Origin of the sequence: Collimonas silvisoli (assembly GCF_018305005.1) — a bacterium.
Lineage (GTDB): Bacteria > Pseudomonadota > Gammaproteobacteria > Burkholderiales > Burkholderiaceae_D > Collimonas > Collimonas silvisoli.
In genome coordinates this window covers 1-20,597 of sequence record NZ_JAGQEG010000097.1, presented here as the reverse complement: position 1 = coordinate 20,597, position 20,597 = coordinate 1, and the positions used below count along the sequence as shown (strand labels likewise).

Here is a 20,597-nt window from a genome sequence, read left to right as displayed (position 1 = left end):
CAAAAGCCTTATGCAAAGCCCGTACTGCCAGTTCCATGTACTTCTCGTCGATCAGCACCGATATCTTGATTTCAGAGGTTGAAATCATCTGGATATTGATACCCTCTTCTGCCAAGGTGCGGAACATTTGCGAAGCGATGCCGACATGGCTGCGCATGCCCACACCCACTACCGACACCTTGGACACCTTGGCGTCGCCAGTGATGCTGGCGGCGCCGATATGTGCTTTGACCTTCTCGTTCAAGACATCCATCGCCTTGGTATATTCGCCGCGCGGTACGGTAAAGGTAAAGTCGGTTTTGCCATCAACCGACTGATTCTGGATAATCATGTCGACTTCGATATTGGCATCGGCGACTGCGCCCAGAATCTGGTAAGCGATGCCGGGCCGGTCAGGCACGCCGAGCACGGTAATCTTGGTCTCGTCGCGATTGAACGCGATGCCGGTAATGGTGGCTTGTTCCATCTTTGTGTCTTCCTCAAACGAAATCAGGGTGCCGGAAATTGCTTCTTCTTCCAATGGCATTAAAGGGTCGGTCAGCGAAGACAGCACGCGGGTTGGCATCTTGTAGTTGCCGGCAAATTCGACCGAACGAATCTGCAGCACTTTAGAGCCCAGCGACGCCATCTCCAGCATTTCTTCAAAGGTCACGGTCTTCAGGCGACGTGCGTCCGACACCACACGCGGGTCGGTGGTGTAGACACCGTCGACGTCGGTGTAGATCATGCACTCCGCAGCCTTCAGCGCAGCGGCCACGGCGACGGCCGAAGTATCGGAACCGCCACGGCCCAGAGTCGTGATATTGCCCAGGTCATCGACACCCTGGAAACCGGTGATGATCACCACTTTGCCGGCGTCCAGGTCTTGCCGCACCTTGGCGTCGTCAATCGAACGAATCCGGGCTTTGGTGTGGGCCGAGTCGGTTTCAATTGCGACTTGCCAGCCGGCGTAGGATACCGCTTCCTTGCCTATCGCATGCAAAGCCATGGCCAACAAGGCAACCGATGCCTGCTCGCCTGTGGCGGCCAGCATATCGAGTTCGCGTGGATCGGGCTGGGCGGTAATTTCTTTTGCCAGGCTCAGAAGACGGTTGGTTTCACCGGACATCGCGGAGGGCACCACGACGATTTGGTGGCCGGCGTCATGCCATTTGGCGACGCGCGTGGCGACATTCTTGATGCGCTCTGGCGAGCCCATCGAAGTGCCGCCGTATTTGTGAACGATTAAAGCCATAGGGAGTGTAGGTGGGTGCTAAAAGCGGACGTAGTGCAAGAAAAATAAAATCAACCCTTTACTGTACCTGTAACGGCACATTATGACAAGTAGCCTGCCAGAGAGAATGTAAGGAGAAACTGAGGCAAAAAACGTCGCAAAAACCGTTGCCTCAGTTGGAATGCCTTACCTCAGAGCAATTTCATCTGCTTGCCAGCGCAAGCTGATATGCGGGCCAGGCTCAGTCGCCAATTGCACGCAATCCATGCCAATGCCTGCCGCGAACAGGATCTGCTTGCCGCTGCTCACCAAGGGCAGGCGCTCGCGCTCCCAAGGCGGCACATCGAAAGCCTGGTAGTGGTATTTGACACTTTTTGTGGGCCGGTTAAACGCCAGCTTGAGACGCTCGCCGCCGGACCGATATTGAATTTGCAAGGGTTGCGCGCGCAGCCAGTCCGCCGCAATGCCCTGCTCTGCCCGGTCGAAATGCAAGACGCCGCCGAATTCCGGAAAGCGCATCTCAGTCTCGCCGTTCCAGCGAAAAGCTTGCGGCTCGATCTCGGAACGGTCGATATCGTCACGCGGCGTCAGGAACACGCGATTGCGGTGGCGGCGGATGTGGCAATCCGGATGCGTCACGCACAATTGGGCGTCGGCTTTTGCCTCCAGCAGTTGCTGGCGCATTTCACTCAGCCAGGCGCTGGATGGCATGCGCAAACGATGCAAGCCGAACCAGTAGCGCAGCAGATTGTCGATCCGCTCGCCGCTCAGCTGGCGCACGTGCTGCAAATCAAGGCATGCGCCATCGGCACAAACGGCCATGTCTTGCGCCGCCAGGTCGATCAGCAATCTTTGCGTAGTCTGCATATGGCCCGCACTACGCGAGAAACGCTCCTGGAACCCGGGAAAATATTGCGTAAGCACCGGCATCACTTGTTGGCGCAGGGCGTTGCGGGCGTAGCGCGGATCGTGATTCGATTCGTCTTCGATATACGTCAGCTGTTGTGCCGCGGCGTATTGTTCCAATGCCGCACGTGATACTTTCAGCAACGGCCGCGCCATCAGCAATTTGTCATCGCCAAGCAAAGTCGGCGCCGTGTTCCAGCGATCCATGCCGGACAAGCCGGCCGCACCGGAGCCGCGCAATAACTGCAGCAACACCGTCTCGGCCTGGTCATCCAGATGATGCGCAGTCAGCAACAAAGGTATTTGATGCTGGCGGCATAAATCGCCCAAGGCGGCGTAACGACTGATGCGCGCAGCTTCTTCCACGCCGCTCTTGTCGCTGCCGTGCAATTCGATGCCTCGGGTATCGAATGCGACATTCAGCTTTGCGCAAGTCTCTGCACAATGGATTTGCCATTGATCCGCGTTGGGGCTGATGCCGTGATGGATGTGGAAGGCGAATAACGCGACGCCATGCTTGTTGGCATAGTCCGCAGCGGCATGCAGCAAGACGCTGGAATCGAGTCCGCCGCTATAGGCGACCGCCAGCCGCGCGGACTGTTCTTCAATGACGGCAGGAAACGCTTGCGCGATTCCTGCCAGGGTATTTTCTAAGTACGCGTAGATACTTGTGGTAGATGAATTCGACACGCCTATTCTGCTGCCAGCACTTCCTTGAATTTACCGTAGCTCATCAGTTTTTCATGGCGTGCATTCAACAAATCCTTGGTCTTGACGCCCTGGAACTGGCGCAGCGTATCGGCCAGCGCGCGCTTCAGCAAAGAAGCCATCTGCTTCGGATCGCGATGGGCGCCGCCCAGTGGCTCGCTGACAATCTTGTCGATCAGGCCGACGGCTTTCAGACGATGCGCGGTCAAGCCCAGCGCATCGGCAGCATCGGCTGCACGCTCGGCGGTTTTCCACAAGATCGAAGCACAACCCTCGGGCGAAATCACCGAATAGGTCGCGTACTGCAACATCAAGACCGCATCGCCGACTGCAATCGCCAACGCGCCGCCGGAGCCGCCTTCACCGATGATAGTGGCAATCAGCGGCACTTTCAGTTCGGCCATTGCGTACAGGTTGTGGCCGATGGCTTCCGACTGGCCGCGTTCTTCCGCATCGATGCCAGGGAAGGCGCCAGGGGTGTCGACAAAAGTAAAAATCGGCAGGCCGAATTTTTCCGCGACTTTCATCAGGCGCAAGGCTTTGCGATAACCTTCCGGCTTAGGCATGCCGAAATTACGCATGGCGCGCTCTTTGGTATCGCGCCCCTTTTGATGACCGATCACCATGCACGCCTGGCCGTTGAAGCGCGCGAGACCGCCGACTATCGACTGATCGTCGGCATAGGTGCGATCGCCGTGCAGCTCATGGAAATCGGTGAATATTTCATTCACATAGTCCATGGTGTAGGGACGTTGCGGATGACGTGAAATCTGGGAGACTTGCCAAGGCGTTAACTTTGCGTAGATATCCTTGGTCAATTGCTGGCTTTTTTTCGACAGGCGATCGATTTCTTCCGAAATATCCACCGCCGAATCGTCTTGAACGAAACGCAGCTCTTCGATCTTGGCGTCTAACTCGGCGATCGGTTGTTCGAAGCCGAGAAATGTTGTTTTGCTCATTTTGTTTCCTTGATTAAACCATCACTACTGCTTGGTAACTTGCAAATAAGTTTTTATTCAGCAATGACTTGATATTCTGCAGACACCGGATCCAGGCTGCGCCATAGATACCAGGTCGCCACGGTACGCCATGGCTCCCAGTTGGCCGACACCTCGCGTGCGTCGCTACGCGAAACCGGCTCTCCTGAAAAATAATTGACACTAATGCCTTTGAGCAACCCCAGGTCGTCCAAAGGCAAAATATTGGGCCGGAGCAAATTAAATATCAAAAACATCTCCGCTGTCCAGCGTCCGATGCCGCGGATTTGCGTCAGATCCGCGATGACTTCCTCATCTTCCATCTCCTGCCACTGCTCGGCGTTGACTCGTTTCGACTTGAAATGGTCGGCCAGATCAAGGATATAGTCAGCCTTACGCTTAGACAAGCCGCAAGCGGCAAGTTGCTCGGGGCCTGCTTTCAAGACCTGGGCCGGAGTGCTCTTGGGACAGACTAACAGAAATTTTTGCCATACAGATTCCGCTGCCTTGACCGAAATCTGCTGGCCGACCACCGAACGCGCCAGCGTGGTAAACGCCTCGCCGCGGCCAACCAGATGCAGATCGCCAAATTGCGGGATCAATTTACGCATGATACGGTCACGCTTCATCAGCTCGACTTTGGCGTCTTCCCAATACGAAGGCACGAAAAGTCTGGAGTCGACCACTGTCGCTTTTTCCATACGCATATGTTTACTCTACGCCCTTCGCCATTCGGTTTGACCGCCGGGCTTATCTTCCAGCAAGACGCCTTCGGCCAGCAGTTCCTTGCGAATCTGGTCTGCGGCAGAAAAATCCTTGGCTATTTTTGCCGCTTGACGAGCTTGAATTTTGAGTTGGATATCTTGCTCTGACAAAGCGGCTTGCGCAATGCCATTTCCGACAACATCGTTACCGGCGAGTGTACGGCCTTTCAAAAAATCTTCAGGAGCGCGCTGCAAAAAACCCAGTACACCGCCCAAGCCCTTTAACTGGCGCGCCGCTGCCGGCGAGCGGTTTTTATTCACCTCATTGGCCAGATCGAACAGGGCCGAAATAGCCATAGGCGTATTGAAATCGTCATTCATGGCTTGCGCCACTCGCTGGGCATGCGTCTCGCTCCAGTCCAGCGGCAGGCTATCCGTCGCGACTTCTTTCAATGCAGTATACAAGCGAGTCAAGGCGTGCTTGGCGTCATCCAGATTGGTGTCCGCATAATTCAACGGACTGCGGTAATGCGCGCGCAGAATAAAGAAACGCACCACTTCCGCATCGTATTTTTTCAGGACATCGCGGATCGTGAAAAAATTTCCCAAGGACTTGGACATCTTTTCATCATCGATACGCACAAAGCCGTTGTGCATCCAGTAATTGACGAATTGATGGCCGTGCGCGCCTTCCGATTGCGCAATTTCATTTTCGTGATGCGGGAACTGCAAATCCTGGCCGCCGCCATGGATATCAAATCGTTCGCCCAGCAATTGCTCGGCCATGGCGGAGCATTCGATATGCCAGCCCGGCCGCCCTTGGCCCCAGCGCGAAGTCCATTTGACCTCGTCCGGCTCGCTGGCCTTGGCCGCCTTCCACAACACGAAGTCGAGCGGATCGCGCTTGCCGAGATTGACGTCGACCCGTTCGCCGGCGCGCAAATCGTCGAGCGACTTGCCCGACAATTTGCCGTAGCCGGCGAAATCGCGTACCGAATAATTGACGTCGCCATCAACGCCCTGATACGCCAGGCCCTTATGCTCCAGCTTTTCGATCAAGGCCAGCATCTGCGGCAAGAACGCCGTCGCGCGCGGCTCGTGATCCGGCTTTTGCACGCCGAGCGCTGCCGCATCCTCATCCATGGCCTGGATGAAGCGGCTGGTCAGCTGCGAGATCGTCTCGCCGTTCTCCACGGCGCGCTTGATGATCTTGTCGTCGATGTCGGTGATATTGCGCACGTAGGTGACGTCAAGCCCCGATTGCCGCAACCAGCGCTGCACCATATCGAACACCACCATCACGCGGCCGTGACCAAGATGGCAATAGTCGTACACGGTCATGCCGCAGACATACATGCGGACCTTGCCCGGCTCGATTGGAAAAAACGGCTGCTTCTCACGCGCCAGCGTGTTATATATTTTCAGGTCGCTCATGGGGAGTTACTGCCTACGGATACAAATATGGAACAGAAATAAAGCACAGAAATATTGCACGCCGTTCCACCCATCCGTGCACTTACGGTGCAGGACGTCGGTACAAGTGAATCGCCAAAACTCTTTTGCAGTACTTAGTTTGATAAAATGTTGCTTTTCGCCGCAGTATATCATTGCTGAAATACGAAAACGTAGCACTTACATGAAGGATTTTTATGCTTGCATCTCGTAGCTTGACTTTTCGTTTGCCGCGCCGCACCTTCACTCTGGCGCTTGCATCGGCCGTAACGGCCGCCTGCCTGATAGGCAATCCGTCAGTTGCCAGCGCCGCCGACAAACCTCATGTCTTGTTGAAAACCAATATGGGTGACATCGTCATCGAGCTCAATCCGGAAAAAGCGCCGAAGACCGTCAATAATTTTTTAAGCTATGTTAAAAGCGGCCACTACAACGGCACCATTTTTCATCGCGTCATCGACAATTTCATGATCCAGGGCGGCGGCATGACCAAGGACATGATGGAGAAGCCGGCGCCGAACAAGGTGGAAAACGAAGCCAAGAACGGCCTCAAGAATGTCCCTTACAGCGTCGCCATGGCCCGTACTGCAGACCCGCAATCGGCCGGCGCGCAATTCTATATCAATGTCAACAATAACGAATTTCTTAACTACCCCGGCCGCGACGGCTGGGGTTACGCGGTGTTCGGCCAAGTCATCAAAGGCACTGATGTAGTCGACAAGATCAAGAAAGTGAAGACCGCTTATCAGGACGTGCCGACCACGCCTGTCATCATCGAATCGGCTACATTGACAAAATAAGCCCTCCTTTTAATTTTATCTATCTACCAACCATCCAATAGGAAATATCATGGCAGTCATTCTCACCACCAACCACGGCAAGATCAAAATCGAACTCGACGCTGAAAAAGCGCCAAAGAGCGTGGAAAACTTCCTGGCTTATGTTAACGCCGGCCATTACAACGGTACGATTTTCCATCGCGTGATCCCAGGTTTCATGGTGCAAGGCGGCGGTTTCGAGCCAGGCATGAAGCAAAAGCCAACCAACGACCCAATCGAAAACGAAGCCAAGAACGGCCTCAAGAACGAACCGTACACCCTGGCGATGGCCCGCACTTCGGCGCCGCATTCCGCTTCCGCGCAATTTTTCATCAACGTCAAGAACAATAGCTTCCTCGACTATCCAGGCCAGGACGGCTGGGGCTATTGCGTATTCGGCAAAGTAGTTGAAGGCATGGATATCGTCGACAAGATCGAAGCCGTCAAAACTACGCGTACCGGCATGTTTGCCGATGTGCCGGTGGACGACGTCATCATCGAAAAAGCCGAAGTAGTCGCTTAATACTGGCTTAGCTCCTTCTTATGACCGCCTCAGTCTCGAACCAGTCCAGCGCCGTCCTTGCGCTATTCATCTCCGATCTGCATTTGCAGGCAGCGCACCCGCGCACTACGCAAGCCTTCCTGGCATTCCTGCAGCAACAGGCAAGGCAGGCGCAGCAACTGTACTTACTGGGAGACTTGTTCGAGTACTGGGCTGGCGACGACGACCTGGAGACGCCCTACAACCGTGAAATTGCCGAAGCAATCCGGCAAGTCAGCGATAGCGGCGTACAGGTTTTCTGGATCGCCGGCAATCGTGACTTTTTGGTCGGCGACGGCTTTGCGCAAGCGGCCGGCCTGAGCATGCTGCCCGATCCATCGGTGATCACCGTGGGCGGCCGGCGCCTGGCCATCGCCCATGGCGATGCGCAATGCACTGACGATCTTGCCTACATGGAGTTTCGCGCGCAAGTGCGGCAACCGCAATGGCAAGCGCAATTTCTGGCGCTGCCGCTGGCGCAACGCAAGGCGATCATCGCCGGCGTACGTAAAGAGAGCCAGGAAGAACAGCGCCACAAATCGATGGAAATCATGGACGTCAATCCGGCCGCGGTGACGGCCTTATTTGACGCCACCGCCACCAACACCCTGATTCATGGCCACACCCACAGACCGGCACGCCATCTTTCCGGCGATGGCGAAACGGCCCGCACGCGTTATGTATTGCCGGATTGGGAATATGACGTCAAGGCGCAAAGAGGCGGCTGGATTGCGATTGACGCGGCAGGCGTGATTCGGCGCTTTGGCCATGACGGCCAGGAACTCACCGACTGAGAAATCTTGCCGGCTTTTAGTCAGCAGTAATTCATCTAACTAATCGAGCTAATCGAACTGCCGCTTGAACTCGGCAAACTGCACCGATAAATCTTCCATCTGCCGCCGCAAGCCGATAACTTCTTCCTCAAGCTGGCTGATCCGGTCATGGCCGCCATTTTTCACTACCGCTGCGCTACCCGACATCGCATCCGCTATCGCCTGCTGCTCCAGCACTTCCTCGCCTGCCAGCAAATGCGCGTAACGCGATTCCTTGGTGCCAGGCGCTTTCGTCAGGCGCGCCGCCAACGGCGGATATTTATCGACCAGAAATTGCAAAGCGGTTTCGACTTCGTTCACCGAAGCAAATTCATGCAGCCTGCCGCTGCGGCTGCGCAGCTCGCCTGCAGTCTGAATTCCGCGCAGCATCAAGGTGGTCAACACCGCCAGCTTATCTTGCTCCAGCAGCCATTTGACGCGCATCCGGTGCTCGTATTTGGCCACCCGGGCACCCGCCTGATTCACCTCGACCACCAGCTTGCGCTGCATCAAGCGCTGCAGGATATCCAGCACAGTCGACTCGGTGATGGCCATCACCGGATCCCGGCTGGATAGCTGGTTGCAGCCATTGGTCAGGGTATTCAAGGACAAGGGATAGTTGTCTGGCGTCAGCGCTTCTTTTTCGGCCAGCACCGCCAGCACGCGAATTTCAAACTGATCGAGGCATGTATCGGCAGCGCCGGCAGTCGCCAAAAGCTTGCCGTCGCTATCGTTTTCGTCGGCCTGGATATTGTTCGCTTCTTGATTCATCGCTATCTCTCCTGACACACGGCCCTACTCAACCAGTTTATTGAGCTGGTCCGGATCAAATTTCTCAAGCTCGGGCAAACTCTCGCAAGCAATGCCCGATTTTTTCAGCAAGGCAATGATGCGGTCGATCTGGTGTTCCTGCGCCGCTGCATTGTCGATCAGGCCGTGCAAGGCTTTGGATAAGGGATCATCGCCGTTGGGGGTCACGCCATAGGCGGCAAACATGCGGGCCGCGGCCTCGTCTTTGCCGCTGTTGCTTTCTTTCAAGACGATGCGCGCAGGATTACCCACTGCAGTCGCCCCCGGCGGTACTTCCTTGACCACCACCGCATTCGAGCCAACCTTGGCGCCCTCGCCGACGGTGAAGCCGCCCAGCACCTTGGCGCCAGCGCCGATGATCGCACCGCGCGCCAGCGTCGGATGGCGCTTGGCGCCCTTGTTGAGGGAGGTGCCGCCCAGGGTGACGCCCTGATAAATCGTGCAGTCGTCGCCGACTTCGGCGGTTTCGCCGATCACCACGCCAAAACCGTGGTCGATGAATACACGCCGGCCTATGGTTGCACCGGGATGGATTTCAATTCCGGTTAAAGTACGGGCGATCTGCGAAATGAAACGTCCCGGCCATTTGAAGCCGTTGTGCCAGCAATGATGGGCCCAGCGATGCAGGATGATAGCGTGCAGGCCGGGGTAGCACGTCAGCACTTCCCACTCGGTGCGAGCGGCGGGATCACGCGCCATGATGTTGGCAATGTCTTCACGAATGCGGCTGAACATAAGGATATCGAATCAATGCGGAGGCGTAATGTTATTCCATATTACGCCTGCCGTCTTTTGCTACGGAAGTCCGGGGAAATCGGTAAAACGATTTCAGGCTGGACGGGGAAATTCTGAAGCACCGCCATGCATGGCAAACCGACAGTCGGTGATTCAGAGTAAGTAATGCGGAATGGGATCAACAGCCTTTTACCATGCGCTGGCGACGGGCTTCGTACAGGCAGACGCCGGAGGCCACCGACACATTCAGACTTTCGACCGAACCGAACATCGGCACATTCACCAGCACATCGCAGGTTTCGCGCGTCAGGCGACGCATGCCCTCGCCTTCGGAACCCATGACCAGCGCTGCAGGGCCGGAGAAATCGGCCTCGTACAAACCCTTTTCACCGTCTTCGCTGGTGCCGATCAGCCAGATTTCGCGTTCTTTCAGCTCGCGCAAGGTACGCGCCAGATTGGTCACGGTAATGTAAGGCACGGTTTCCGCCGCGCCGCTGGCAACCTTGGCGGCCGTCGCATTCAAGCCCACGGCACGGTCTTTCGGTGCGATCACGGCATGCGCGCCGGCGCCGTCGGCGACCCGCAGGCAAGCGCCCAGGTTGTGCGGATCGGTGATGCCGTCGAGCACCAGCAATAACGGCGGACCGACAATCGCGTCCAGCAACTCATCCAGGTTACGCGCCAGCGACAATTCGCCGGCTTTGGCTACCACGCCCTGGTGGCGACGGGTGCCGACGATATTCGACAAGCGGGCGTCATCCACCGGAATCACACGTACGCCGACAGCCTTGGCCGCATTCAGCAGTTCCTGCATGCGACGATCGACGCGGCCGGCATCCACATAAATCTCTTCCACCGACGATGCTTCATGGCGCAAACGTGCGGTGACGGCGTGAAAGCCAAAAATCATTTTACTTTTCATATTCTATCTATCAGGGATCTATCTAAATCTATCTTTTACGCTTGCTGGATTTCGTAAAAGCCTTGGGCGCACGGTTTTTTTCCGCGACGCTTGCGGTCTTGGCCTTCTTGGCTTTGATCACCTTGCCAGGGCTGGTAGTTTTCGCCGCAGTGGTGACTCCGCCGGATTTCTTGGGTGGCGCGGCCTTGGCGCCGCCCTTTGGCTTGGCGCTGCGCGCCTGTTCGTTATCGGCGCGCCGTGCTTCGTTCTTGAGTACGGTCTTGATACCCGGCTCGTTGACCAGACGCAGATCGATCTTGCGCGCGTCCAGATCAACCCGGCTCACCTGCACTGTCACCCGATCGGTCAGTTGATAACGGATGCCGGTACGTTCGCCGCGCAATTCGTGACGCGCTTCGTCGTACTGGAAATAATCCGCGCCGAGTTCGGTGACATGCACCAGGCCCTCGATATACAAAGCGTCGAGCTGGACAAAAATGCCGAAAGTGGCGACGCCGGAAATGACGCCGGTGAACTCCTCGCCCAGTTTGTCGCGAATGAAATAGCACTTGAGCCATGCTTCGACATCGCGCGAAGCCTCATCGGCGCGCCGCTCATTGGCGGAACAATGCACGCCAAGCGCTTCCCAGATGGCTAGGCTGCCTTCATTTTTCTTCTTGCCCGCCGCCTTGTCTTCAGCCTGTTTCTTGCGGCCCGCCGGCGACAGCATGGTGTTCAGTGCACTGGTATCGAGGCCCTTAGGATCGTAGCGCTTGCCTTGCAGGATCGCCTTGATCGCGCGATGGGTCAGCAAATCGGGATAGCGCCGGATCGGGCTGGTGAAATGCGCATACGATTCATACGACAAGCCGAAGTGACCGATGTTTTCCGGATCGTAGACTGCTTGCTGCATGGAACGCAGCAGCATGGTTTGCAGCAACAAGGCATCCGGCCGCGCCTTGATCTTCGGCATCAGTTCGGCGTAATCGGAGGCGGACGGCGTATCGCCGCCGGCCAGCGTCAGGCCGACCTGCTTGAGGAAGGTGCGCAGTATCGCCAGCTTTTCCTTGGTGGGTTGGGCATGGACCCGGTATAAGCCCGGATGCTTGTGACGCTCCATCAGATCGGCGGCGCAGACGTTGGCCGCCAGCATGCACTCTTCGATCACCTTGTGGGCATCGTTGCGGGTGCGCGGCAGGATTTTCTCTATCTTGCCGGCGGCGTTGCAGACGATGTAAGTCTCGGTGGTTTCGAAATCGATTGCGCCGCGTGCCTGGCGCGCTTGCAGCAAGGCATGGAACACTTCATACAGATGCAGCAAATGCGGCACCAGGCCGGGACTCTTGGCCGCTTCCGGACCCTTGGTATTGCCCAGGATCGCCGCCACTTCGGTATACGTCAGGCGTGCCGCCGAATGAATCACCGCAGGATAAAACTGGTAGGCCTTGATTTCACCCTTGGCGCTGATCACCGCATCGCATACCAGTGTCAGGCGATCGACGTCGGGATTGAGCGAGCACAGGCCGTTGGACAATTTCTCCGGCAGCATCGGAATCACGCGCCGCGGGAAATATACCGAGGTGCTGCGTTCCAGCGCATCGACATCCAGCGCGTCGTTAGGCTTGACATAGTGGCTGACGTCGGCAATCGCGACAATCAGCCGATAACCGTTGGCGCGGCCGATCTTGACCGGTTCGCAATACACCGCATCGTCGAAATCGCGCGCGTCTTCGCCATCGATCGTCACCAGCGGCACGTCGCGCAAATCGACGCGGCCGGCCAGATCGGCAGCCTTGACTTCGCTCGGCAGCTTGGCCGCCAGTTTCTTTGCGGCTTCGGAAAACTCGTGCGGCACGCCATATTTGCGCACGGCAATTTCGATTTCCATGCCCGGATCGTCGATATCGCCGAGAATTTCTACAATCTTGCCCACCGGCTGCGTATAGCGCGAAGGCTGTTCGGTCAGTTGCACGCTCACCACCTGCCCGGCCTTGGCTTTGCCGGGCGAGCCGGCCAGAATGATGTCCTGGCCGATGCGTTTGTCTTCGGGGGCGATCACCCAGACCCCGTTTTCATTCAGCAAACGGCCGATCACATGGGTATTCGCCCGCGCCACCACCTCGACAATCGTCCCTTCCGGACGGCCGCGGCGGTCGGTGCCGACGATGCGCGCCTGCACCCGGTCGCCATGCAGCACTTTCTGCATTTCCTTTTCAGGCAGGAAAACGTCATCGCCGCCCTCGTCCGATATCAGGAAACCGTAACCGTCGCGGTGACTGCTGACGCGGCCCTCGATAAAGCCGGGTGAGTTGGTGAGTTTGTAGATGCCGCCGCGATCGGGCTTGATCTGACCGTCGCGCTCCATGGCGTTCAAGCGGCGCGTCAAGCCATCCATTTCATCGGGTTTGACATTAAGCGCGGCGGCTAGAGCAGCGGCGTTTTGCGCCTCGGAAGAGGTGCGCAGAAGGCCGAGAATTTCCTCCCGGCTGGGGATGGTGTAGGAATATTGGCTCAAAAGGCTATTTTCAACAGGTTGTTATTCATCAAGGCTTAGTGTAACGGAGGATTATGACATTCTCCTAACCAAGCAATTTATATCTTCATATCGTTATGACTGGGTTGACTTATTCCTGCATTGGCTTATAATCTCGCTCTCTCAAGCCCACGTGGCGGAATTGGTAGACGCGCATGGTTCAGGTCCATGTGCCGCAAGGTGTGGGGGTTCGAGTCCCTCCGTGGGCACCAAATACCATAGACTAGGCCCCCGAATGTAAATACGGGGGCCTAGCTCTCCGCAAAATTCCCAGCATTACCGAGTTGCTCCGGGATACTTGGCGGATTCAGAATTAACATTTGCCAGGCATCGCGGTGCGCCGTTCCCGGCGCAAACACGATGCATATAATATCAGCAAAATACATTATCCAGGCGCGCCGAGTCCCGGCCTGTTCTCGGCCCGCTGCGGCCGTATCCAATCCCGATCTAGATGAAATGGTGAAGCGTCACGCCTCGTTCATTTGAATGGATTGAGCAATACTTCCCGAGGATTCAGCACGGTTCCAGCCTGAATTTCGGCATCGATCACCTGATAGAAGGCGTTGCCGGTATCGGCAATATTCCAGGTACTCAAAATCACGTGATAACCGCTATGGCCAGCCGGAATATTGCAGCTGTGCTTTACGTGCGTATTGCTGAGCGGCGCAAAACCGCCCCAGGTGAACAACAACTACCGGCCGCTCGATTCTCGGACCATGCCCGCTTGCCGCGTAACGGCCAAGGTTGACAGTTCGCCGACAGTTCTTTGACTGTCGCCTGACCGGCCTTGCCGACAGACAAATGCTTTCCAGATTCACCCTATAATGTGCGACATCTTGCCCGCCGCGTCTCTTTTCAGACGACAGCGGCGTCAACGCCATAAGGATATTCATAGTGAAACTGACCAATCAATCTGTCATAGCATTGCTGTGGGGCTTGCTCTACCTGGTCACCGGTTACATGTCGCATCAACTCAACGGTCCGATTGCGGCGACCGGTTATATCTGGCTGCCCGCCGGCGTCACGGTGGCAGCGTTCATGCTGACCAAGACCGCGCGCTGGCTGCCTTTGATCATCGGCTTCGTGCTGGCGCAACTGCTGCTGGGCTGGATCGAAGATCGCAACTTGTTTCGTATCGCGCTGTTTGCCCTTGATGAAATCGGCATCGCGGCGATCGTGGTGGCGCTGGTGCGGATGACGCAATTGCCGATGGAAGGTTTGCATTTCGTGCGCGGCCTGCTGATCGCCGGTGTTGCCTGCAGTGCGATCAGCGCGGCGATAGGCGCAGCCTGGTTTTTCCTGGTGCAACAGGTGCCGTTCTGGCCGACAGCGCGCATCTGGGCTGCCTCCGATCTGGTGGGCATCCTGATTATCACGCCCGTGCTGGCGGGCTGGTCGCGCTTCCACGCCATGCGTTCGGGCGGCATGCGCCGCAGCGATTTTCTGTGGGGCCTGGCGGCATTCGTCGCCTTGGGCGTCACTGCCTATGTGATTTTCGACGGCCACGGCATCAGCAATTTTTCTGCCGGCGTCAATTTCGCGCTGACCTACGTACCGCTGTTTTTCGCTGCAATCGTGACCTTGTTGTGGGGCGGCCGCGGCGGCTCATTGGCGGTTGCCATGCTGGCCTTCTTTGCCTTGTTGAACACGGTGCAAGGCGAAGGGCCTTTTGCCGCCTTTGCCGACACCTATTCCAAACATTCGCTGCTGGAAGCGCAACTCTATCTGGCCGTTGCCGCCCTGCTCTGCCTGTTGATCAGCGCCCTCAAAACCACCCGCGAACAATTGCACGAGGATGCCGCGCAGTGGAAAAGCGATGTCGAACTGGCCTTGAGCGTCAGCCGGCAATTGGTCTACAGCATGGATCCGGATAGCAGAAAACTGTGCTGGAACGGCGATCTGCAAGGATTGCTAGGAGTAAGCAACGCCGCATTCAGTGATATTGACCAGGTTCTGGCGCATGTCCACCCCGACGACCGCCAGCAATTGCGCAGCCGCTGGCTGGACGACACCGATGACGACGCCCGTTCAGATCTGAGTTTCCGCCTGCTGCTGCCGGCTGGGGAAACCAGCCATGTGACCGACATGAGCGCGGTGCTGCTCGACGCCGACGAATCGGTCGCCATGGTGGCTGGCGCCTGGCGCCTCAATCTCAAGGAGGACGCGCTGCAACGGGGCCGGGCATGAGTGTTCGCACCGGCGCCTTGCTGATTCACGGCCTGGGCGGCACCCAATTCGATCTCGGCTCGATGCACAAAGTGCTGCAGCGCGCCGGCGTGGAAACCCACGCCGTTACCCTGCCCGGCCACGGCGGCCAGCCGGAAGATCTGGTGACCGTCAGCTACGAGGACTGGCTGGACGCCATCACCGCCAGCTACCATGAACTGGCGCCGCAATACGATACTTTCCATGTCATGGGCATGTGCCTGGGTTCGCTGCTGGCGCTGGCCCTATGCGAACGGGTGCGGCACAGCAAAGGCAATTTGGTGACACTGGCGCCGCCGGTCTTTATCGATGGCTGGTCGACGCCCTGGTATCGCCAGCTGCGGCATCTGGTGTATTGGATCCCCGGCATGTCGGGCAGGATGAAAGTGGAAGAAGACGAGCCGTTCGGCATCAAGAACGCTACGGTGCGCGCTATCGTCAAGGCCAAATTCGCGCGCGGCGACAATTTCCACTATCGCTGGGTGCCGCTGGCCTGCATACGACAGGTTGACCGCTTGCGCAAGAAGGTGCTGGCCGGCGCCCACAAGATTTCCTGCCCGACCTTGGTGGTGCATGCGCGCGAAGACGAACTGACCAGCATGAAATCGGCCGAATTCCTGCTGGCGGCTTTGCCGGACGCACGGGTGGTGGTGCTGGAAAACAGCTATCACATGGTTTGTGTCGACAATGACCGCGAACAAGTGGTCAACAGCGTGCTGGAATTTTTCGGTTACCCGTCGCTGCCGCCACGGCGGGTGCGCGGCGCTGACAAGGCTTAACAGGCAAGGCTCAAGATGCGCCGCTGCGCGCCGGCAGTTTTAAAAGACCCGGCCCAATTGCAAATAAAGATTCCACACTCCGCGCGGCGCAAGCGCCAGGCCAAAATACAGAGGCCAAAAACATGCTGGCGCTTTTCTTGAATGGTCCGGAGCCAAAAGCGGTGCGAGTCTGCCAGACGTCGCCGGCTTCCAGGCTGGTACCCAGCACCGTATTGCGTAGCCCGGGCAAATTCAGTTCCGGCATGTCGCGCAGATAGGTCAAGCGGCTATACAGCAGGTAGTTGCCGGTAAACTGATCGGGGGCGTAAGCCGATAAATGCTGAAATCCGCCCAGGGTAAATCCGAGCCCGCCATTGCCGGCTGCGTCATTCGCTTCGTTGCCATAGGTGCCAGCCGCTTCCAGCGCCAGGTTAAGTGTATTGCCGCCGCGGCTGACTGCCCACAATGCCTTGCCTTGAGCATCGCTGTAGCTGTTATTCGCGCCGCCGAAGGCGACGTTGCTGGTGGCGGAAAGATAGTAGCCTTTGCGCGGAAACAGCGGATCATCAAGCTGATCCACGGTAAGTTGAGTACGGACTACCGGTTGTTTTACCCGCACGGTGTCAAAGGTCAGGTCAGGAAAAAACTCGGCAATTATTCGCGGAAAATTATAGGTAGGTTTGGCCACCTGCCATTGGTAGTAGACCCCCGCTCGAAATTCGCCGAGCCGTCCGATCGGCACGCCCAGATCGACTCCGACCTTGGTGGTGTCGAGCCGGTAGGCGGTCAGCGGAACGGTGGTCGAAGTGGCTTCGCTATCCGCGTAGATATCGAAATGCCGGCGCGCATATTCTGCATAAGGCGCTACATACAGGCCCACGGTATTCCATATCGGCTGCCGCAATTCGGTATGCAGGCTAGCTTGCTTGCTCCCCAGCACGGCGTCGTTACGCCACTCCAAGCCACTTTGGGTAAGCCACGGCAAACGATGGCCGATTTGCAAATTGAAATCGCCGCGGCCGTCGAAATTATTCGACATGCCGAGGCCGAACAACAGGAAATGCGGCCCCCAGGATTTTTCATCGGCGTCCACCTTCAGCACATTGCGGCCGTTCTCGCTCACAAGTTCTTGCGTCACACTCTTGAAATCGCCGTTGGTCGACAAACGCGCCACTTCTTTATTGAGTGCGACCGGATTGTAGAAATCCCCTTCGCGCACGTTCAACGCACGTTGCACCACCGCTGCCGGCACCCGCCCATTGCTGTGGATTTCGATCGCGTCAATGTGGGTATCCTGGGCCAGCACCGGGCCGCCGCTGCGCTCGGCAAGATAGGCCTTCCATTGCTGCGGCGGCAGCGCCAGCGCCGCCAGCTTGGCGTGCTGGCGCTGCGCCGCATCGTAGCCGGCCTTGACGCCGTCCTTGCCGCGCGAGAAATCGGAAAACGACAAATTGCCCAGATCCGGCTCGATCAGCACGTCGTCTTTCTTGAGCGAATCGATCTGCTGCTTGACGTTCTGGCGAATCAGAATCGTCACCATCTGCTGCGCCACCGCGGTCGGCGAATCGAGGGTGGCCGGATCATCCAGGTCGGTGGCGATATTGACCGCGATGATGATGTCAGCGCCCATGCTGCGCGCCAGCGATACCGGCAGGTTGCGCACCAGGCCGCCGTCCACCAGGGTCCGGCCGTCCAGCTTGAGCGGTGCAAACAGCCCCGGCACCGCCATGCTGGCGCGAATCGCGCGCGGCAGCGAACCCTGGCTCAGCACCACTTCGGCGCCGCTGCCGAGATCAGTCGCCACTGCGCGGAAAGGCGTCGGCAGCTTGTCGAAAGAAATATTCGCCGGCAGCTGCGGCGTCCAGTTCTGCAATAAGGTCAGCAGATTATTTCCTTGCACCAGACCGGCCGCCAGTTTCATTTTGCCGTCGCCATAGCCGGCCGCCAAACCGATGGGATATTGGAAATCGTCTTCGCGCTGAGATTGCGGCAGCTCTGCCCTTTCATTGCGGTCGAAGGCGATATCGCTCAGGTTGGTCTCGGTCAGGATCCGGTCCAGCTCTTCCACCGACAAGCCGCTCGCGTACAAACCGCCGACCACCGCCCCCATGCTGGTTGCCGCCACATAATCGATAGGAATGTGCATCTGTTCCAGCGCCTGCAGCACGCCCAAATGAGCATAACCGCGGGCGCCGCCGCCGGACAGCACCAGGCCGATACGCGGCCGGGCCGGAGTTGCATCTTTGGCATCGGTCGGCACGTTCGGTGCGGCCGACGCTGTGCTTGCATGGGCCAGACTCAAAAGCAGGCACCCCAGATAGATGCATAAACTGCGGAACAGACGGTAAATTACGTTACTTCGCTTCGAAAGAGGCATAACTAGCGGGAAAGCACCTGATATTGAGGGTTATTAATGAGGGTCATTAAGTGATGAACCGCCAGATTATATTTGAATAAGCCGGCAGTCTCCTTAATACATCAAATGCTTTATGCAAGCTCCGGGCTATTGAAGCCGACACCCGCGCCCTAATATGGTTGAAAAGCGCGGCCGTCAGACGGCTTCCTTGCGCCCCGATTCATTTTTCTTACAGGTCTCCCATGCCCTCGCGCTTCGCCATATTAGTCGTTCTGTTTTTGCTGGGCGTGTTGCATGCTCTGATCGGCTGGCTCTTGATGCCGGCGCTGGCGGCTATCCCGTTGTTGCCAGTCTTGCTAGGCGGCTGGCTGCTGCTGTCGTTTCTACTGATTCCAGCCGGTCTGCTGGCCCGTGTCATCCAGAGCCAGCCATTGTCCGATCGCCTGGCGTGGGCCGGCATGCTGGCCATGGGGATATTTTCATCGCTGCTGCTGGCTACCCTGCTGCGCGAGCTGTGCCTGTTGCTGGCGCCGTGGCTCAAGCTGGACCATGATCGGCTCTCGCTTTGGAGCGCGCTGGCGGTGTTGCTGGTGACCGCCATTTCAAGCGTCATCGGCTATTTCAATGCGCGCCGCCTGGCTGCGGTAGTCGAGGTCGATGTCCCGATCAGCGGTTTGCCCGCGGCCCTGCATGGCTACACCATCGTGCAAATCAGCGACATTCATGTCGGCCCGACCATCAAACACAGTTATCTGGACGCCATCGTCGACAAGGTCAACAGCCTCAGGCCGGACTTGATCGCTGTGACTGGGGATCTGGTCGACGGCAGCGTGCAGGAACTGGCTGCGCACACTGCGCCGCTGGCCAAGCTGCACTCCCGCGACGGCGCCTATTTCGTCACCGGCAACCACGAATATTATTCGAACGCGCCGGAATGGGTGGCGGAGGTGCGCCGGCTTGGATTGACCGTGCTGATGAATCAGCATGTGGTCATCAACCACCAGGGAGCATCGCTGCTGGTGGCTGGCGTCACGGACTATAGCGCCCATCATTTCGACGAAGCCCAGCGCAGCGATCCGCATGCGGCGCTGGCTGGCGGTCCGCAGCAAGTGGCGCTGAAACTGCTGCTGGCGCATCAGCCGCGTTCGGCCGCAGCGGCAGCCGACGCCGGCTTCGATCTGCAGCTATCCGGCCATACCCATGGCGGCCAATTCTTTCCGTGGAATCTGTTTGTGCCTTTGCAACAGCCGTATACCGCCGGCTTGAATCGCCTGCGCAATTTATGGGTGTATACCAGCCGCGGCACCGGCTATTGGGGGCCGCCGAAACGGCTGTTCGCGCCATCCGAAATTACCCGTTTGCGCCTGGTGCAAACTTAAGCCGGACCAAACCCTGCAAGCCGGATCGGCTGGAGTTTCAGAGAATCACCTTGCCGCGCATGGCCTTGTCTTTGCCGCGCCGGGTCTTGCTGTCGACGCGCTTTAACTGAGCGCTGCGGCTGGGCGCGGTTGGCCGTCTTTTTTTGCGGATCACGGTCACGCTCAGCAATAGTTCCTGCAAGCGCAACAGGGCTTCACTCTTGTTTTTTTCCTGGCTGCGCGATTGCTGCGCCTTGAGGATGAGCACGCCGTCCTTGGTAATGCGCTGGTCGTTCAGGGCCAGCAGCCTTTCCTTGTAAAACTCCGACAACGACGATGAGCGGATGTCGAAACGCAGATGTATCGCCGATGAGACTTTATTGACATTCTGGCCGCCCGGCCCTTGGGCGCGGACGGCGCTGATCTCAATCTCGCTCAGCGGAATCGCGAGTGAGCCGGTGATGCGCAGCAGCTTGTCGTCGTTAGGTGGAAACATGCGCAATATTATGGCACTTATGTCACGCCAGACGCTTCTGTTCCGCTTCTATGATGCGTTACGACGGTCTTCCAGCAACGTCCCCGCCGCCTTGGCTTCAGCTTCATGGCCAGGCTCACGCCAGGTTTCCGCCAAAGCATCGGTCTGCCATTGCTGCATCGCCGGCAATGCAAGCAAACGCGTTACATAGGCTTGCGCTGCAGGACTCAGCTTGAGGCCGTAGGTCTGCACCCGAAAAGCCACCGGCGCAAAAAACGCATCGACGGCGCTGAAGTTTGCGCCCGCCAGGAAAGGGCCGCCAAAACGTTGCAAGC

18 protein-coding genes, 1 tRNA gene and 1 pseudogene are annotated in these 20,597 nt (G+C 57.6%); 7 read left to right on the top strand and 13 right to left on the bottom strand.

What is annotated here, in order from left to right; translation table 11 throughout:
- From KHU33_RS21230 to cysS, 5 genes are all read right to left on the bottom strand, one after another.
- The coding region (locus tag KHU33_RS21230) for an aspartate kinase (RefSeq protein ID WP_211466605.1) at window positions 1-1,234 on the bottom strand (1,234 nt) is incomplete at its 3' end.
- 165 nt (window positions 1,235-1,399) lie between these two features.
- Window positions 1,400-2,809 carry a tRNA lysidine(34) synthetase TilS gene (tilS, locus tag KHU33_RS21225; RefSeq protein ID WP_211466603.1) on the bottom strand — a complete coding sequence of 470 codons (1,410 nt, stop codon included), beginning with the start codon at window positions 2,807-2,809 and terminating at the stop codon, window positions 1,400-1,402.
- A gap of 2 nt (window positions 2,810-2,811) precedes the next feature.
- Complete coding sequence (locus KHU33_RS21220) at window positions 2,812-3,786, bottom strand: acetyl-CoA carboxylase carboxyltransferase subunit alpha (RefSeq protein ID WP_211466600.1); 975 nt, start codon at window positions 3,784-3,786, stop codon at window positions 2,812-2,814.
- A 53-nt stretch (window positions 3,787-3,839) separates the two neighbouring features.
- On the bottom strand, window positions 3,840-4,505 hold the full coding sequence (locus KHU33_RS21215) for a DNA-3-methyladenine glycosylase family protein (RefSeq protein WP_211466607.1): 666 nt from the start codon (window positions 4,503-4,505) through the stop codon (window positions 3,840-3,842).
- 15 nt (window positions 4,506-4,520) lie between these two features.
- On the bottom strand, window positions 4,521-5,942 hold the full coding sequence (cysS, locus tag KHU33_RS21210) for a cysteine--tRNA ligase (protein ID WP_211466598.1): 1,422 nt from the start codon (window positions 5,940-5,942) through the stop codon (window positions 4,521-4,523).
- 215 nt (window positions 5,943-6,157) lie between these two features.
- Between cysS and KHU33_RS21205 the strand changes: the two genes are divergently transcribed.
- From KHU33_RS21205 to KHU33_RS21195, 3 genes are read left to right on the top strand one after another with little or no spacing between them, the layout of a single operon-like run.
- Window positions 6,158-6,760 carry a peptidylprolyl isomerase gene (locus KHU33_RS21205; protein ID WP_211466596.1) on the top strand — a complete coding sequence of 201 codons (603 nt, stop codon included), beginning with the start codon at window positions 6,158-6,160 and terminating at the stop codon, window positions 6,758-6,760.
- Between the two features lie 49 nt (window positions 6,761-6,809).
- A complete protein-coding gene (locus tag KHU33_RS21200; RefSeq protein ID WP_211466594.1) occupies window positions 6,810-7,301 on the top strand; it encodes a peptidylprolyl isomerase in 492 nt (163 codons plus the stop codon).
- Window positions 7,302-7,321: 20 nt separating this feature from the next.
- Window positions 7,322-8,113 (top strand): UDP-2,3-diacylglucosamine diphosphatase, encoded by a 792-nt coding sequence (locus tag KHU33_RS21195; RefSeq protein ID WP_211466592.1) that lies wholly within the window; start codon window positions 7,322-7,324, stop codon window positions 8,111-8,113.
- Window positions 8,114-8,161: 48 nt separating this feature from the next.
- Here KHU33_RS21195 and KHU33_RS21190 read toward each other — a convergent pair whose 3' ends face one another.
- The 4 genes from KHU33_RS21190 to rnr all read right to left on the bottom strand — a co-directional run bounded on the left by KHU33_RS21190 (window position 8,162) and on the right by rnr (window position 13,092).
- Window positions 8,162-8,902 carry a YceH family protein gene (locus KHU33_RS21190; protein WP_211466590.1) on the bottom strand — a complete coding sequence of 247 codons (741 nt, stop codon included), beginning with the start codon at window positions 8,900-8,902 and terminating at the stop codon, window positions 8,162-8,164.
- Between the two features lie 24 nt (window positions 8,903-8,926).
- On the bottom strand, window positions 8,927-9,676 hold the full coding sequence (cysE, locus tag KHU33_RS21185; protein ID WP_211466588.1) for a serine O-acetyltransferase: 750 nt from the start codon (window positions 9,674-9,676) through the stop codon (window positions 8,927-8,929).
- Window positions 9,677-9,854: 178 nt separating this feature from the next.
- Window positions 9,855-10,598: a 23S rRNA (guanosine(2251)-2'-O)-methyltransferase RlmB gene (gene rlmB, locus KHU33_RS21180; RefSeq protein WP_061540435.1), complete on the bottom strand. Its 744-nt coding sequence runs from the start codon at window positions 10,596-10,598 to the stop codon at window positions 9,855-9,857.
- A gap of 28 nt (window positions 10,599-10,626) precedes the next feature.
- Window positions 10,627-13,092, bottom strand: coding sequence for a ribonuclease R (rnr, locus tag KHU33_RS21175; RefSeq protein ID WP_211466586.1), 2,466 nt, complete (start codon window positions 13,090-13,092; stop codon window positions 10,627-10,629).
- A gap of 145 nt (window positions 13,093-13,237) precedes the next feature.
- On the opposite strand from rnr, the gene KHU33_RS21170 reads away from it, so the two are divergent.
- Window positions 13,238-13,322 (top strand) — tRNA-Leu (locus KHU33_RS21170).
- Between the two features lie 266 nt (window positions 13,323-13,588).
- On the opposite strand, the gene KHU33_RS26705 is transcribed toward KHU33_RS21170, so the two are convergent.
- Window positions 13,589-13,801 carry a lytic polysaccharide monooxygenase gene (locus KHU33_RS26705; RefSeq protein ID WP_211466584.1) on the bottom strand — a complete coding sequence of 71 codons (213 nt, stop codon included), beginning with the start codon at window positions 13,799-13,801 and terminating at the stop codon, window positions 13,589-13,591.
- A 203-nt stretch (window positions 13,802-14,004) separates the two neighbouring features.
- Between KHU33_RS26705 and KHU33_RS21160 the strand changes: the two genes are divergently transcribed.
- Window positions 14,005-15,297, top strand: a complete 1,293-nt coding sequence (locus tag KHU33_RS21160; protein WP_211466582.1) for an MASE1 domain-containing protein — start codon at window positions 14,005-14,007, stop codon at window positions 15,295-15,297.
- Window positions 15,294-16,094, top strand: coding sequence for an alpha/beta hydrolase (locus KHU33_RS21155; RefSeq protein ID WP_211466580.1), 801 nt, complete (start codon window positions 15,294-15,296; stop codon window positions 16,092-16,094). The genes KHU33_RS21160 and KHU33_RS21155 overlap by 4 nt, the downstream gene beginning before the upstream one ends.
- Before the next feature lie 39 nt (window positions 16,095-16,133).
- Here the strand turns inward: KHU33_RS21155 and KHU33_RS21150 are convergent.
- A pseudogene (locus KHU33_RS21150) lies at window positions 16,134-18,450 on the bottom strand (patatin-like phospholipase family protein).
- A gap of 221 nt (window positions 18,451-18,671) precedes the next feature.
- On the opposite strand from KHU33_RS21150, the gene KHU33_RS21145 reads away from it, so the two are divergent.
- Window positions 18,672-19,808: a metallophosphoesterase gene (locus KHU33_RS21145; protein ID WP_211466578.1), complete on the top strand. Its 1,137-nt coding sequence runs from the start codon at window positions 18,672-18,674 to the stop codon at window positions 19,806-19,808.
- A gap of 37 nt (window positions 19,809-19,845) precedes the next feature.
- Here KHU33_RS21145 and arfB read toward each other — a convergent pair whose 3' ends face one another.
- Both arfB and KHU33_RS21135 read right to left on the bottom strand, forming a co-directional pair.
- Window positions 19,846-20,283 carry an alternative ribosome rescue aminoacyl-tRNA hydrolase ArfB gene (arfB, locus tag KHU33_RS21140; protein WP_211466576.1) on the bottom strand — a complete coding sequence of 146 codons (438 nt, stop codon included), beginning with the start codon at window positions 20,281-20,283 and terminating at the stop codon, window positions 19,846-19,848.
- A 48-nt stretch (window positions 20,284-20,331) separates the two neighbouring features.
- Window positions 20,332-20,597: glutathione binding-like protein (locus tag KHU33_RS21135; protein WP_329956100.1), on the bottom strand; the 266-nt coding region annotated here is incomplete at its 5' end.

What these genes read in the sequence shown, in the direction of transcription:
- KHU33_RS21195 (WP_211466592.1), top strand. Translation starts at nt 7,322, where the DNA reads ATGACCGCCTCAGTCTCGAACCAGTCCAGCGCCGTCCTTGCGCTATTC.
- arfB (WP_211466576.1), bottom strand. Translation starts at nt 20,283, where the DNA reads ATGTTTCCACCTAACGACGACAAGCTGCTGCGCATCACCGGCTCACTC.
- KHU33_RS21190 (WP_211466590.1), bottom strand. Translation starts at nt 8,902, where the DNA reads ATGAATCAAGAAGCGAACAATATCCAGGCCGACGAAAACGATAGCGAC.
- rlmB (WP_061540435.1), bottom strand. Translation starts at nt 10,598, where the DNA reads ATGAAAAGTAAAATGATTTTTGGCTTTCACGCCGTCACCGCACGTTTG.
- KHU33_RS21205 (WP_211466596.1), top strand. Translation starts at nt 6,158, where the DNA reads ATGCTTGCATCTCGTAGCTTGACTTTTCGTTTGCCGCGCCGCACCTTC.
- KHU33_RS21215 (WP_211466607.1), bottom strand. Translation starts at nt 4,505, where the DNA reads ATGGAAAAAGCGACAGTGGTCGACTCCAGACTTTTCGTGCCTTCGTAT.
- KHU33_RS21200 (WP_211466594.1), top strand. Translation starts at nt 6,810, where the DNA reads ATGGCAGTCATTCTCACCACCAACCACGGCAAGATCAAAATCGAACTC.
- cysE (WP_211466588.1), bottom strand. Translation starts at nt 9,676, where the DNA reads ATGTTCAGCCGCATTCGTGAAGACATTGCCAACATCATGGCGCGTGAT.
- KHU33_RS21155 (WP_211466580.1), top strand. Translation starts at nt 15,294, where the DNA reads ATGAGTGTTCGCACCGGCGCCTTGCTGATTCACGGCCTGGGCGGCACC.
- KHU33_RS21220 (WP_211466600.1), bottom strand. Translation starts at nt 3,786, where the DNA reads ATGAGCAAAACAACATTTCTCGGCTTCGAACAACCGATCGCCGAGTTA.
- cysS (WP_211466598.1), bottom strand. Translation starts at nt 5,942, where the DNA reads ATGAGCGACCTGAAAATATATAACACGCTGGCGCGTGAGAAGCAGCCG.
- KHU33_RS21145 (WP_211466578.1), top strand. Translation starts at nt 18,672, where the DNA reads ATGCCCTCGCGCTTCGCCATATTAGTCGTTCTGTTTTTGCTGGGCGTG.